The sequence below is a fragment of the Streptomyces sp. CA-111067 genome, from assembly GCF_050956065.1.
Lineage (GTDB): Bacteria > Actinomycetota > Actinomycetes > Streptomycetales > Streptomycetaceae > Actinacidiphila.
On sequence record NZ_CP192103.1, the window covers coordinates 2,014,532 to 2,027,725 of the forward strand.

The 13,194-nt window shown below is 71.8% G+C and carries 12 protein-coding genes; all 12 read right to left on the reverse strand.

What is annotated here, in order from left to right; translation table 11 throughout:
• Positions 1 to 109 precede the first annotated feature (109 nt).
• The gene (locus tag ACQPW6_RS08760) at positions 110 to 856 is read right to left on the reverse strand and encodes a hypothetical protein (protein ID WP_433888986.1); all 747 of its coding nucleotides are present in this window, start codon (positions 854 to 856) and stop codon (positions 110 to 112) included.
• A 17-nt stretch (positions 857 to 873) separates the two neighbouring features.
• Complete coding sequence (locus ACQPW6_RS08765; protein WP_433888987.1) at positions 874 to 1,383, reverse strand: hypothetical protein; 510 nt, start codon at positions 1,381 to 1,383, stop codon at positions 874 to 876.
• Positions 1,380 to 2,696 carry an MCE family protein gene (locus tag ACQPW6_RS08770; RefSeq protein ID WP_433888988.1) on the reverse strand — a complete coding sequence of 439 codons (1,317 nt, stop codon included), beginning with the start codon at positions 2,694 to 2,696 and terminating at the stop codon, positions 1,380 to 1,382. Before ACQPW6_RS08770 ends, ACQPW6_RS08765 begins: the two co-directional genes overlap by 4 nt.
• Positions 2,696 to 3,928, reverse strand: coding sequence for an MCE family protein (locus ACQPW6_RS08775; RefSeq protein WP_433888989.1), 1,233 nt, complete (start codon positions 3,926 to 3,928; stop codon positions 2,696 to 2,698). Before ACQPW6_RS08775 ends, ACQPW6_RS08770 begins: the two co-directional genes overlap by 1 nt.
• Positions 3,925 to 5,094 carry an MCE family protein gene (locus ACQPW6_RS08780; protein ID WP_433888990.1) on the reverse strand — a complete coding sequence of 390 codons (1,170 nt, stop codon included), beginning with the start codon at positions 5,092 to 5,094 and terminating at the stop codon, positions 3,925 to 3,927. The genes ACQPW6_RS08775 and ACQPW6_RS08780 overlap by 4 nt, the downstream gene beginning before the upstream one ends.
• A gap of 47 nt (positions 5,095 to 5,141) precedes the next feature.
• The gene (locus ACQPW6_RS08785) at positions 5,142 to 6,161 is read right to left on the reverse strand and encodes an MCE family protein (protein ID WP_433894469.1); all 1,020 of its coding nucleotides are present in this window, start codon (positions 6,159 to 6,161) and stop codon (positions 5,142 to 5,144) included.
• Between the two features lie 125 nt (positions 6,162 to 6,286).
• A complete protein-coding gene (locus ACQPW6_RS08790; protein ID WP_433888991.1) occupies positions 6,287 to 7,318 on the reverse strand; it encodes an MCE family protein in 1,032 nt (343 codons plus the stop codon).
• Entirely contained in the window at positions 7,315 to 8,586 is a 1,272-nt protein-coding gene (locus tag ACQPW6_RS08795) for an MCE family protein (protein ID WP_433888992.1), read from the reverse strand. Before ACQPW6_RS08795 ends, ACQPW6_RS08790 begins: the two co-directional genes overlap by 4 nt.
• The gene (locus ACQPW6_RS08800) at positions 8,583 to 9,458 is read right to left on the reverse strand and encodes an MlaE family ABC transporter permease (protein ID WP_433888993.1); all 876 of its coding nucleotides are present in this window, start codon (positions 9,456 to 9,458) and stop codon (positions 8,583 to 8,585) included. The genes ACQPW6_RS08795 and ACQPW6_RS08800 overlap by 4 nt, the downstream gene beginning before the upstream one ends.
• A gap of 3 nt (positions 9,459 to 9,461) precedes the next feature.
• Complete coding sequence (locus ACQPW6_RS08805; protein ID WP_433888994.1) at positions 9,462 to 10,268, reverse strand: MlaE family ABC transporter permease; 807 nt, start codon at positions 10,266 to 10,268, stop codon at positions 9,462 to 9,464.
• Entirely contained in the window at positions 10,265 to 11,248 is a 984-nt protein-coding gene (locus ACQPW6_RS08810; protein ID WP_433888995.1) for an ABC transporter ATP-binding protein, read from the reverse strand. The genes ACQPW6_RS08805 and ACQPW6_RS08810 overlap by 4 nt, the downstream gene beginning before the upstream one ends.
• 40 nt (positions 11,249 to 11,288) lie before the next feature.
• A complete protein-coding gene (locus ACQPW6_RS08815; RefSeq protein ID WP_433888996.1) occupies positions 11,289 to 13,079 on the reverse strand; it encodes a DUF6801 domain-containing protein in 1,791 nt (596 codons plus the stop codon).
• Between the last annotated feature and the right edge of the window lie 115 nt (positions 13,080 to 13,194).

Below are 13,194 nucleotides of genomic sequence, written 5' to 3' on the forward strand. Positions count from 1 at the left end.
GCCGTCGGCTCCTGCTGTTCCGCCGGGCCGGGGTCAGGGCGTGCCGACTCGTCCAGCGGGCTGCTGCCGCGCCCGAAAGGTATGCGCATGCGGGACATCTGGGCTTCTCCTAGCGGGCCTTGAGGTCGGTGATACGCCAGTGGCCCCGGGTCAGGTGTGCGGTGACCGAGAGCTGGGCGGCGGCGCTGGTGGCGGGGTCGCCGGCGCGCTGGGCGGTCTGGTCGAGGAAGACCAGCAGCCGGGCCTGGCTGCCGGTGAGGGACACCACCCCGGCCCGCACCACCCGTGTGGTGAGGGTGAGTTGCTGGTCGGCGACCCGCTGCCGGATCTGGCCGAACAGCGCCTGGTACTGGGTGGCGGCCGAGCCGTCGAGCAGGTCGCGGGCGGCCTGCGCGGTAGCCTGCGTGCTGTCGGGGGTGTACGCGAAGATCTTGCCGAGCGCGTTGCTCACGTCGCCGGTCACCTGGCTGGTGGCCTCGGTGTCGGTCAGCGCGTGGTTGGCGGTGGCGCCCGGGTCCCGCAACTGCTGCCCGGCGTAGAGGAATCCGCCGCCCGCGAGGAGCAGCACGAGGACGACGGCGCCCGCCACCCACTGCCGCACCGGCAGCCGCCGCAGTGCGGCGGGCAGCCGGACCGACCGCCCCAGCGCCGACGGCCACCGGCGCCAACTCCCGTGTTCCGGGGGTTCGTTGTCCGGTTCCGCGCCCTCCGCCCCGGAGCCCTCCGCGCCGGCGCCCTCCGCCGAACCGTCCTCAAGCGAGCCGGCGGACTCCGAACCGGCAGGCTCCGCACCGTCCTCCGCCGAGCCGCGCGCCGGCGCCGGAACCGTCACCTCGGGCTCCTCCGTCGTGGTCACGTATCCGTCCCCCTTCGCTAACTCGCGCCGACCGGCACCGCGGTGAGCGCCGTGAGTTTCCAGCCGTCCCCGGTACGGGACAGCCCCGCCTCGAAACGCTTGCGGTCGGTGGTGGCCGCGCCGCCGCCCGGTGTGACCCGCACCTGCACGGTCGCGATCACCTTCGCCGTGCCCGCCCGGGTGTCCAGTTCGGTGACGGCGGCGTCGGTGACCGTGCCGCGGGTGGACGTGCCCGACGCCTTCAGCGAGGACTCGTCCGCCTTGTGGGTGCGCGACATCTGGTCGTGCAGCGGGCCGGTGGTCACGTCGAGCCACTGCCCGAGGTCGCGGTCGAGATGGCCGGTGTCCACGGTGTTGAGCTGGGCGATGTCCCGCTGCCCGGCGGCCAGGACGGCGTCCCTGGCCTTGGCGTAGCGCAGCCCGCCGTCGCCGCGGGTGTCGGCGTACGACCAGCCGGACAGCCCGCAGAACACGGCGGCGACGACCACGACGGCCACCCACAGGACGGTGCCCCGGCGGGCCTTCACCGGGTGCCCCCGCTCAGCAGCCCGGCGAGCGTCGTCGGCCCGCCGGACGGCAGCGCGGGCAGCCCGAGCGCGCCGGGCAGCGACGTCGTGGCGCCGTACGTGGACTGCCCGTCGATGGTCGGCCCCGAACCGGACACGGACGCGGACGTGGACGTGGAGGTCGGCAGGACGGACCCCGGCTGCGCGGGCACCGGCACCCCGCCCCCGCCCGGCGCGTTCGCCGAACCGCGGACGTCGATACCGCTGGACGCCGGCGCCGTACAACTGGCCGCCGTGTTCAGCCCGTTGGCGGGCGCGCTGGTGTCAAAGCCGTTGCGGTACGCCGTCCCGCCGTATCCGGAGGTGCAGGGCAGCGGTGCGAAGAAGGTCACGGCCATCCCGAAGTGCAGCTTCCCGTTGTCCACCACGGTCGAGCCGGCCGCGGCCACCGCGGGCACCTTGACCAGGAACTCCTGGATGCCGCGCTGCCGGGTGACGGCCAGGTCGGAGGTGGTGAGCAGGTTGGCGACCACGACGCTGAGCTGCGGGCCGACGTCCCGCAGCAGGGCGCTGACCTGGCTGGCCGCGTCGGGCGCGGCCACGATCAGCCGGCGCAGGTCGGTGTCCGACGCGTCGAGTTGGGCGGCGAGCTGGTTGGCGCTGTCCGCGAAGGACTTGATCGCGTCGCCCTCGTCGGCCTGGGTACGCAGCACGGTCCGCCCGTCGACCAAGAGCTTGGTGTCGGTCGGCAGGTTCTTGTCGGCCGCGGTGAGGAACTGGCTGCTGGTGTCGAGCAGCGACTTGAGGTTGTCGCCCTGCCCGGCGAACGCCTGCCCGAACTCGTCGACCACGGTCCGCAGCGAGTTCAGCGGCACCGAGCCGGCCAGGCTGTTCACACTGGTGAGCAGGTTGGTGACCGGCGCCGGGGTCTGCGTGTCGGTCCGCGCGATCAGCGAACCGTCCCGCAGGTAGGGGCCGTTGTCGGTGGTCGGCCGCAGGTCGATGTACTCCTCGCCGACCGCCGACAGGTTGGCGACGACGGCTTTGAGGTGGGCGGGGATGTGCGGCGCGGAGTCGTTGATCCGCAGCTTCGCCTGCACGCCGTCGTCGGTGAGCGTGACGGCGCCGACCCGGCCGACCGAGACGCCCCGGTAGGTGACGTCGGAGTGCGGGAACAGGCCCCCGGCCTCCGGGAGTTCGACCTTGACGGTGTAGTAGCCGCGCAGGCCGACGAACCGGCCGAGGTCGGCGTAGCGCACCCCCAGGTAGCCGAGGACGAGGACGGCGACCATCAGGAACGCGATGTTCTTGATCATCGTGGTGCGGGTCAGCATCAGCGGCCCCCTGAGCCGGAAGAGCCGGTGGATGCGGTGGATGCGGTGGATGCGGCGGGCCCCGACGAGCCCGTGGGCCCCGACGAGCCGGCGGACCCCGTGACCGACGGCAGCGGCAGCGGGATGCCGGGCACCTCAGGCGCCTTGCCCGACGTCTTGTGCGACTGGGCATCGGGCGCGGCCGTCGGCGGCGGATAGACGTTCTCCGAGGCCGGCATCGGCGGGATGATCTTCGTCCCGGGCACCGCCGTCAGGTCCAGGTAGACGTTCAGGTAGTCGCCCTTCACCCCGTTGAGCACCTCGTCGGTGAACGGATAGGTGACCAGCACCTGAAGCGAGTCGGGCAGCGACGTGCCCGCGTCGGCGAGCCGTTGCAGGGTCGGCGCGAGCGAGCGCAGGTCGGCGACCATGTCGTCCTTGCTCCGGTTGATGGTGTCCACCGCGACGCCGGACAGCGTGTCGAGCGAGCTGAGCATCGTCACCAGCGAACCGCGCTGCTGCTCCAGCACCTTCAGGCCGGGGCTCAGCGAGGTCAGTACGGTGCCGATCTTCTGGTCCCGGGTGGCGAGCGTGGCGGACAGCTCGTTGACGCCGTCCAGCGCGTCGGTGATGTCCTGCTTGTGGGTGTTGAGGTTCGCCACCAGCGTGTCCACCTGGCTGAGCATTCCGCGCACCTGCGGCTCGTTGCCGGCCAGCGCCTTGTTCAGCTGCACGGTGATGGTCTTGAGCTGGTCGATGCCGCCGCCGTTGAGCAGCAGCGACAGGGCCCCGAACACCTCCTCGACCTCGGGGTTGCGGTTGGTGTGCGAGACGGGGATGGCGGCGGCGCCGCGCAGCGTGCCGGTGGCCGGCTCGCCCTTCGGCGGCGCGGAGAGCTCGATGTACTTCTCGCCGAGCAGGCTCGACTGCTCCAGGTGCGCGTAGGCGTTGGCGGGCAGCTCGACCTTGCCGTTGACCTTCATGGTGACCATCGCCGACCAGCCGTCCGGGCCGAGCGCGATCTTGCTGACCCGGCCCACGGCCACGTCGTTCACCCGGACCGACGCCTGCGGCACCAGGTCGAGTACGTCGGCGAACCGCGCCCGTACGGTGTAGGGGTTGCCGCCGAGGTCCGCGCCGCCGGGCAGCGTGATGTCCTGGACGCCGCCGAACGAGCAGCCGGTCAGGGCCAGTCCGAGCGCCGTGGACAGGGCTCCGGTGGCGATCGCGGTGCGCCGGGTACGCCGCTTCACCGGGCACCTCCCTGCGCGCTGTAGCCGGTGCCGACCGTCGGGAACGGCAGCGGCAGGTCCTTCGCGGCGGTGGGGGCCTTCGCGCCGGCCGGAGTCTTGCCGGCCGTCGGGGTCTGGCCGGCCGCGCTCGTGCCCGCCGACGTCTTGCCGGCCGTGCTCGTGGCGGCCGCGCTAGTGCCCGAACTGGCCCCCGGCGCCAGCTCGTTGATGTTCGTGCGGCCGTCGAGCGTCCCGTGCTGCTGGTCGAAGGCGTTCAGCAGGTTGTCCGCGGCGAGCGGCGCGGTGTCCAGGAGTTCGGCCAGCGAGGCGCGCTGGTCCACCAGCGACTGCGTGATCGGCGTGAGCTGGGTGATGCTGGTCTTGAGCCGGCCGCGGTTGTCCTCGATGAAGGTCTTCACCTGGCCGAGCGCGGTGGACAGTTGGTGCAGCGCGCCGCCCAGGTCCTCCTTGTCGTCGGCCAGGAACCCGGTGACGGTGGACAGTTGGTCGGCGGCGGCCTTCACCTTGCCGTCGTTGTTCTTCAGCATCGTGGTGAAGGACTGGAGGTAGGCCAGGGTGGAGAACAGGTCGCCGCTGTGGCCGTTGAGTGTCTTGCTGGCCTGGCCGAGCTGGTCGATGCTGTCGCCGATCAGCTTGCCGTTGCCGTCCAGGTTCTTCGCCCCGGTGTCGAGCAGGTCGGACAGCGCGCCGGTGGCGTTGGCGCCGTTCGGGCCGAGCGCGTCGCTGAGCTGGGTGACGCTGTCGTAGAGCTGGTCGATCTCGACCGGGGTGGCGGTCCTGGTGGCCGGGATGACGGCGTGGTCGGCGATCCGCGGCCCCCCGGTGTAGGCCGGGGTGAGCTGGATGTAGCGGTCGGCGACGACGCTGGGCGCGACCACCACGGCCCCGGCGCCGGCCGGCACCTTCACCCCGTGGTCCAGGGCGAGCGAGACCTTGACCTGCTTGCCCTGCGGGGTCACGGACTTGACGGTGCCGACCTTGACGCCGAGCACCCGCAGGTCGGACCCGGGGTACACGCCCACCGTGCGGTCGAAGTACGCGGTGATCCGGGTGCTGTCGCCGCCGCCGAACGCGAGCAGCCCGGCGGTGACGGCCCCGGCGACCACCACCGCGAGCACCGTCACCAGCACGACCGCCCGCCGGCCCGGCAGCGGAATCCTCGGCATCCCCGATATTCCCGGTATCCCCGGTGTCCGCCGGGACTTCAGGCCCTTCATGAGGTCGCTCCCGTCGCCTTGGGCGGCTGGCAGCCGCTGGTCGGCCCGCTGCCCGGCGGCAGGTAGCTGGTGGGGACCAGCCCGCACAGGTAGCTGTCGAACCAGCGCCCGCTGCCCAGCGTGTTGCCGACCAGCCGGTAGTAGGGGCCGGCCAGCGCGAGCGCCTGGTCCAGGCTCGACTGGTTGGTGAGCAGTACCGAGGTGACCCGGTCCAACGCGTCGAGCGTCGGGGCGAGTTGCCGGGTGTTGTCGGCGACGAGCCCGCTCAACTGGGTGCTGAGGTCCTGGGTTCCGGTGAGCAGCGAGTGGATGGCGTCCCGCCGTTTCTGGATCTCGCCGAGCAGCAGGTCGCCGTCCGAGATCAGCGTCTGGAAGCGGCCGTTCTGGTCCGACAGGGTCTTGGTCAGCTGCTTGCTGCCGCTGAGCAGGTCGGCGAGCTGCGCGTCCCGGCTGGAGATCGTCTGGGACAGCGAGGACAGCCCGGTGGCGGCGCTGCGCACCGACGCCGGGGTGTCCTTGAACGTGTCGGAGATGGTCTGGAAGCTGGCCGCGAGCTGCTTGGTGTCGAGCGAACCGAGCGTGTGGCCGAGGCCGTTGAACGCCTGGGTGACGTCGTACGGCGAGGTGGTGCGGCTCTTGGGGATCCGGGTGCCGGGATCCTGCTTGCGGCTGCCGAGCGGATCGACGGCGAGGTACTTCTCGCCGAGCAGCGTCTTGATGCCGATGGCGGCGGTGCTGGCGTCGCCGATCCAGGTGTGCCTGACCCGGAAGCTGACCTTGACCTGGGCGCCGTCCAGCGACACCCCGGTCACCTTGCCGACCTTGACGCCGGCCACCCTGACCTCGTTGCCGGGCCGCAGCCCGGCGGCCTCGGTGAAGTTCGCGCTGTACGTGGTGCCGCCGCCGACCAGCGGCAGCGCGTCCGCGTTGTACGCGACCAGGCCGACCAGCGCGAGCACCAGCAGGCCGACGGCGCCGACCAGCACCTGGTTGCGCTCGCGCAGCGGCCGGAACAGCGGCCTGCCGCGCCGGGCCCGGTCCCGGAACCGCCAGTGGCGGACCCGCGGCCCGGGCTGCTGCCTGGGGCGGCGGCGCGGGACGGCACCCCTCGCACGGCTCACGACGCTGCTCACGACGCGGTTCACGACCGGCACCTCGATTCGGTGATCGCTATGCCGGTCGGCGCCTTGCTGCCGTCCGAGGTGGTCACGCCGGCCACGGTGGCCTGGCACAGGTAGAGGTTCAGCCAGGAGCCGTAGGAGCTCAGCCGGCCGATGGCGGTGAACTTCTGCGGGGTCTCGCGCAGGAAGTCCTGCAACTGCGGTGAGCTGTCTGCCAGGTTGGTGGACACCCGGCCGAGCTGGGCGATCGAGTTCTTCAGCGGCTGCCGCCCGTCGTCGAGCAGCCCGGCGGTGCTGGTGGTCAGGTGGGAGAGCGCGGTGATCGACTGGCCGATCGGCTCGCGGTCCGAGGAGAAGCCGCTGACCAGCTGCTGGAGCGCGGTGACCAGGTCGTTGAAGCCGGCCTCGCGGGTGTTGACGGTGGTGAGCACCGAGTTGAGGTTGTCGATGACCTGGCCGATCACCTGGTCCTTGGCGGCCAGCGTGGTGGTCAGCGAGCCGACGTTGCTGATCAGGCTGTCCACCGTGCCGCCCTCGCCCTGCAGCACCTGGATGATCTCGCCGGCCAGCTGGTTGACGTCCTTGGGCGACAGGCCCTGGAAGAGCGGCTGGAAGCCGTCGAAGAGCTGGGTGAGGTCGAGGGCCGGGGTGGTGCGGGACAGCGGGATGGTCTGTCCGGGGCGCAGCACCCCGCCGACCGGCCCGGCGCCCTGCTCCAGGTCGATGTAGCGCTGGCCGACCATGTTGAGGTACTTGATGGTGGCGGTCGCCGTGCCGGGCAGCCGGCGTCCGCGCTGCACCGAGAAGTGCACCTGCGCGACCCGGTGGTCGACCACCTTGATCGAGTCCACCTGGCCGACCTTGACCCCGGCGATCCGTACGGTGTCGCCGGACGCGAGCCCGGTGGTGTCGGTGAACCTGGCGTTGTAGCCGGAGGTGTCGCCGACACCGCTGCCGGCGATGCTGATCGCCAGCACGGTGGTGGCGAGCGCGGTGACCAGGATGAAGACCAGCGACTTGACGATCGGGCCGGCCAGGCTGCGGCGCTTCACTTCACCGTCACCTCCGCCCCGCGGAAGACCGGCCCGGTGAGCAGGCTCGACCAGTCGGGCAGCGACTGCGGGGACTTGGCCATGCCGGGCGCCAGCAGCTCGTTCAACAGCTCGTTCTCCTGCGGGGAGTTGGCGAGCGGCGTGTCGGCCGGGGTGCTGCCGTGCCCGGTGTAGGGCACCGGGTAGCACTGCGGGCCGCCGCCCGCGTCGTACACCGGCGTGTCCTTGCCCGGCAGGTACTTGCCGCGGGACGGCACGGAGGTGAGGTCGACGTGCAGCCCGGGCTCGTTGCTGCCCTTGCCGAGCGCCTTGTCCATGGCGGGCACGAAGCCGGCCAGGGTGCGCAGGGTGCAGGGGAAGGACGGGGCGTACTTCGCGAGCAGCCCGAGGGTGCCGCGGGAGTCGGCGGACAGCCGGATCAGGTTGTCCTTGTTCTGCCGCAGGTAGGTGGTCAGGTCCTGCGAGGTGGCGGTCGCGCTGCCGTACAGGGTGCTGAGGTTCGCCTGCTGCTGGGCGATGGTCTGGCTGGTCCTGGTGAACTCGGTCAGCGCCTGCACGATGTCGGGCGCGGCCGCGTTGTAGACGTGGCTGACGGTGACGAGCTGCTTGATGTCGTCGTTGAGCACCGGGAGTTGGGGGTTGAGCCGGGTCAGGTAGTGGTCGAGCTCGACCAGGGTGCTGCCGAGTTCGGTGCCGCGGCCGTCCAGCGCGGTGGCCACCGCGTTCAGGGTGGCGGCGAGCTTCTGCGGCTGTACGGCGGTGAGCAGCGGCAGCACGTTGTCCAGCACCTGCTGGAGCTCGATCGCGTTGCTCGACCGGTCCTGCGGGATGGTGGTGTGCGCGGCGAGCGTCGGCCCGCCGGCCGGGGTGCCGGGCGGCGGTACGAGGGCCACGAAGCGTTCGCCGAACAGCGTGGTGGGCAGCATCTGCGCGGTGACCCCGGCCGGGATACGCCGCAGCGCCCCCGGGTCGATGGCCAGCGTGAGCCGGGCCCCGTCGCCGTCGGCGCCGATGGACTTCACCCGGCCGACGACCACCCCGCGCACCTTCACGTCGGCGCCGAGGTGCATCTCGTTGCCGGTGCTGCCGGTCTCCACCACGACGGTCGCGGAGTGCGTGAACGACTTGTCGTAGACGGCGACCGCGAGCCACGCGAGCAGCGCGGGCACCAGCAGGAAGACGATGCCGGCGGTCCTGCGCCGGGCGGTGGCGGCGAGCCGGGGGCGGGGCGGCGCGGGCGCGGCGGGCCGGGTCTGGGTGCTGGTCATCCCGCCACCCGGACGGTGGTGGTGGCGCCCCAGATCGCCAGGCTCAGGAAGAAGTCGGTGATCGAGATGATCACGATGGCGTTGCGCACCGAGCGGCCGACCGCGATGCCGACCCCGGCCGGGCCGCCCTTGGCGGTGTAGCCGTAGTAGCAGTGCGCGAGGATCACGATGACGCTGAAGATCAGCACCTTCAGGGTGGACAGCAGCACGTCGGCGGGCGACAGGAACAGGTTGAAGTAGTGGTCGTAGGTGCCCTGCGACTGGCCGTTGACCCATACGGTGACCAGCCGGGAGGCCGCGTAGCTGCTGAGCAGGCCGATGCCGTACAGCGGGATGATGGCCACCACGCCGGCGATGATCCGGGTGCTGACGAGGTAGGGCATGCTGCGGATGCCCATGCCTTCGAGCGCGTCCACCTCCTCGTTGATCCGCATCGCGCCGAGCTGCGCGGTGAAGCCGGCGCCGACGGTGGCCGACAGCGCGAGGCCGGCGATCAGCGGGGCGATCTCGCGGGTGTTGAAGTAGGCGGAGATGAAGCCGGTGAACGCGGTGGTGCCGAGCTGGTTCATCGCCGCGTAGCCCTGCATGCCGACCACCGTCCCGGTGGCCAGCGTCATCCCGATCATCACCCCGACGGTGCCGCCGATCACGCCCAGCCCGCCGCTGCCGAAGGCGACTTCGGCCAGCAGCCGCTGCACCTCCTTGAGGTAGCGGCGCAGGGTGCGCGGGATCCACAGGACCGCGGTGATGTGGAAGATCAGATGGTCGCCGGTCTCGTCGAGCCAGCGCAGCCAGCGGCTGGGGCCGGCTCTTCCGGGCGGCGGGGGCGGTGGCGGCTCGGCCTGCGGGGTGTCCTTGTCGAGGAGTGCCATCGCTCAGGCTCCCTTCGGCGGGACGAGCTGGAGGTAGATGCCGGTGATCACCACGTTGACGAAGAACAGCAGCAGGAAGGTGATCACCACCGACTGGTTGACCGCGTCCCCGACGCCCTTGGGGCCGCCCTTGGGGTGCAGCCCGCGGTAGGCGGCGACGATGCCGGCGATGAAGCCGAAGATCACCGCCTTGATCTCGCTGACGTACAGGTCGGGCAGCTGGGCCAGGGCGGAGAAGCTGGACAGGTAGGCGCCCGGGGTGCCGTGCTGGAGCACGACGTTGAAGAAGTAGCCGCCGAGCGTGCCGACCACCGACACCAGGCCGTTGAGCAGCACCGCGACCAGCATGGTGGCCAGTACCCGCGGCACGATCAGCCGCTGCACCGGCGAGACGCCCATCACCTCCATGGCGTCCAGCTCCTCGCGGATCTTGCGCGAGCCGAGGTCGGCGCAGATCGCGCTGCCGCCGGCGCCGGCGATCAGCAGCGCCACGATCAGCGGGCTCGCCTGCTGGATGACGGCCAGCACGCTGGCCCCGCCGGTGAACGACTGGGCGCCCAACTGCTGCGTGAGCGAGCCCACTTGGAGAGCGATCACGGCGCCGAACGGGATCGACACCAGGGCGGCCGGGAGGATCGTCACGCTGGCCACGAACCAGAACTGCTCGATCAACTCCCGTACCTGGAACGGCCGCCGGAAGGTGTCGCGCACGGCGGTGGCGGCCAGCGTCATCAACTGGCCGGTCTGCCGGAGCACTCCGCTGCCGGGGACCGGGCGGCGCGGCGCGGGGAGCCGTACCGGTGCCGTCATGCCGTCTCCCCCCGCACCGGGGCGAGGCCGGCCTGTACCGCCTGCCGGGCAGCGGGCGGCAGGTCGTCCCACATCGCCAGCACCCGCGCCCGGTGCCGCTGCACCGCCTCGCGCGGCGGCAGCCCGGGGCTCGGCTCCAGCTGCGGCACGATCCTGGGCGGCGCCACCGGTCCGGCGTCGGTGCCGTGCAGCTGCTCGCGGTCGATGGTCGCCTGGTCCTTCTCCTCCGACATCCCGATCGGCCCCGACCTGCGGCCGCTCAGGAACTGCTGGACGACCGGCTCGTCGCTGGTCAGCAGCAGCTCGCGGGGGCCGAAGGCGACCAGTTGGCGGTTGAAGAGCATGCCCATGTTGTCGGGCACGCTCGCGGCGATGTCGAGGTTGTGGGTGACGATCAGCATCGTGGCGTCGATCTGCGCGTTGAGGTCGATCAGCAGCTGCGAGATGTACGAGGTGCGGACCGGGTCCAGGCCCGAGTCCGGCTCGTCGCACAGGATGATCTGCGGGTCGAGCACCAGGGCGCGGGCCAGCCCGGCGCGTTTGCGCATGCCGCCGGAGATCTCGCCGGGCAGCTTGCCCTCGGCGCCGAGCAGGCCGACCATGTCCATCCGCTCCATCACGACGCGGCGGATCTCGGACTCCTTCTTGCGGGTGTGCTCGCGCAGCGGGAAGGCGATGTTGTCGAACAGGTTCATCGAGCCGAACAGGGCGCCGTCCTGGAACATCAGCCCGAAGAGCCTGCGCACCTGGTAGATGTCGCGCTCGGGACTGTTGACCATGTCGACGCCGTCGACCATGACCCGGCCCTGCTCCGGTTTCAGCAGCCCGATGACGGATTTCAGGAACACCGTCTTCCCGGTGCCGGACGGCCCGAGCATCACGCTTACCTCGCCGGGCGGCAGAGTGAGCGTCACATCCTGCCAGACGGTCTGTTTGCCAAAGGACTTCGTCAGACCCTCGACGATCACTTCGATTCCCATTGCACCTCCCGGGGCGGGTCGTAGCGGCTGTTGCGGAAATTCAGTGGTGCGGGAGTTCTGGAAGGTCGATCTCCACCGGCGCGGCCGGATCGGCGTTGCAGCCGATCTGCGCGGCGGGGTAGCACAGCAGGCCCTGGATGAGGTTGAGCGAGTTGCCCGGGCCGGAGACGGACGAGGTGAACAGCGAGCTGACGTCCTCGCCCTGCGCGGTGACGCAGCCGCCGAACGGCGGGATGGTCAGGTCGTCCTGGGAGAGCGGGCCGCCGGTGTCGAGCTTGTAGTCCGGCTTGCCGTCGCCGCCGCCCGGCATGAACGCGTCGGCGACCCCGGTGAGCCGCAGCTGCATCGGCCGGACGGTCTTGCAGCTGCTGCCGACGTCGAGCGGCACGCCGTTGACCTTCACGTCGCGCAGCTCGACGGTCAGCTTCCCGGTCAGCGTCGTCACCGTCGGCTGGGAGGCCGGGCCGGAGTCGCCGGTGTCGCCGTAGCCGACCGCCACGACGGTCAGCGCGGTCGTCGGCACCAGGTACATCCGGGCCGAGGTCGGCATGAAGCCGAAGGTCAGGAAGGTGGCGTCGGACGGCGGCAGGTCCATCCAGCCGCGCGAGTCGATCTCCAGGTACAGGCCGGTGTTGTCCGGGTCGGCCGGCCGGAAGCCGGACCGCACGGTCTGCACGGTGGTCAACCCGGGCTTGCCGTGCGGGTCGTTGACGACGGTGGCGCCCTTGAGCTTGAGCACGTTGGTGAAGCCGACGGCGTAGGTGCAGGTGGGGTCGTCGGGGATCGGCGGGTCGCCGGCGACCGGGTAGAAGGTGGTGCCGGCCGGTGCCTTCGGCAGCACGCTCTGGTCGATCTCGCCGGGCACGTGGGTGCGCTTGCAGCCGTAGACGTGGGAGTGCAGCGGCGGCGCCACCTCGATGGTGTTGCGGGTGCCGGCGTGCCGGTCCGCGCCGCCCGGCGGGTCCGTGCCCGTCGGCGTGGCGGTGCCGGACGGGGATCCGCCGGCGGACGGCGGCAGGCCGGAGGTGGCGGGGGCCGAGGCGGAACCGGAGCCGGAGGGCGGGGCGGAGCCGGACGGCCCGGACGGCGGCTGCCCGGTGGCCGCGCCGGTGACGGGGACGGTGCCGAGGACCGCGTCCTGGCCGGCGGCCGGCGTGCAGGTGCCGGTGATGTCGGGGAGCGGGGCGGCGGTGGGCGTGGCCGTGCTCGTCGTGTCGGCCGAGGTGGCGGTCTTCGCGGTGCCGGTGCCGTCCGTCCCGGTGCCGCCGCCGTCCGTACCCTCGGCCGGCGGGGTGGCCGGGTCCGACGGCGGGGGCGTCTGCGGGTCGCCGGCGGCCGGCCGGAGCGTCAGGGACAGGTCGCCGGCCGAGAACACCACCGGGCCCGGCGCGGTGACCTTCAGCGCCGGGACCTCGCCGGTGAAGCCGAGGTCCAGGTCGCCGGTGCCGGCCACCGGCACCGAAGTCGCCTTCAGGTCGGGCCAGTTCGCCAGCGCCTTGGAGCCGCCGTGGGTGATGTGCGCGCCGAGCGAGGCGGTGCCGCCCAGCGCGGTGGCGCCGGACGGCAGCATCGCGGTGAGGCCGGCCCGCGGGATGGTGAGGGTGACCTCGGGGTCGCCGGGCTGGATGGCCGCACCGACCACCGCGTCTGTGGGGAACGTCTGCTGGACGCCGACGGTGACGTCCTGGGTGCCGGAGGCGAACTGGCAGGTGTAGGCGAGCGACAGCGTCCCCGTCCCCTCCCGCGCGTCCGAGTCCGTGCCCGGCAGCAGCCCCGCCATGAGCGCGGCCGCCGCGACGGCCGCGAACCGCACCGTCCGAGGCGGTCTCACGGCACCCCTCATCTCTGAACTCCTCAAGCCGACTGGCGACGCTGGACATTACGTGCGGGTAATAAGGCGGGACAAGTGATCGAACAGACGAACATTCGGCGATCCGCGCGGCGGC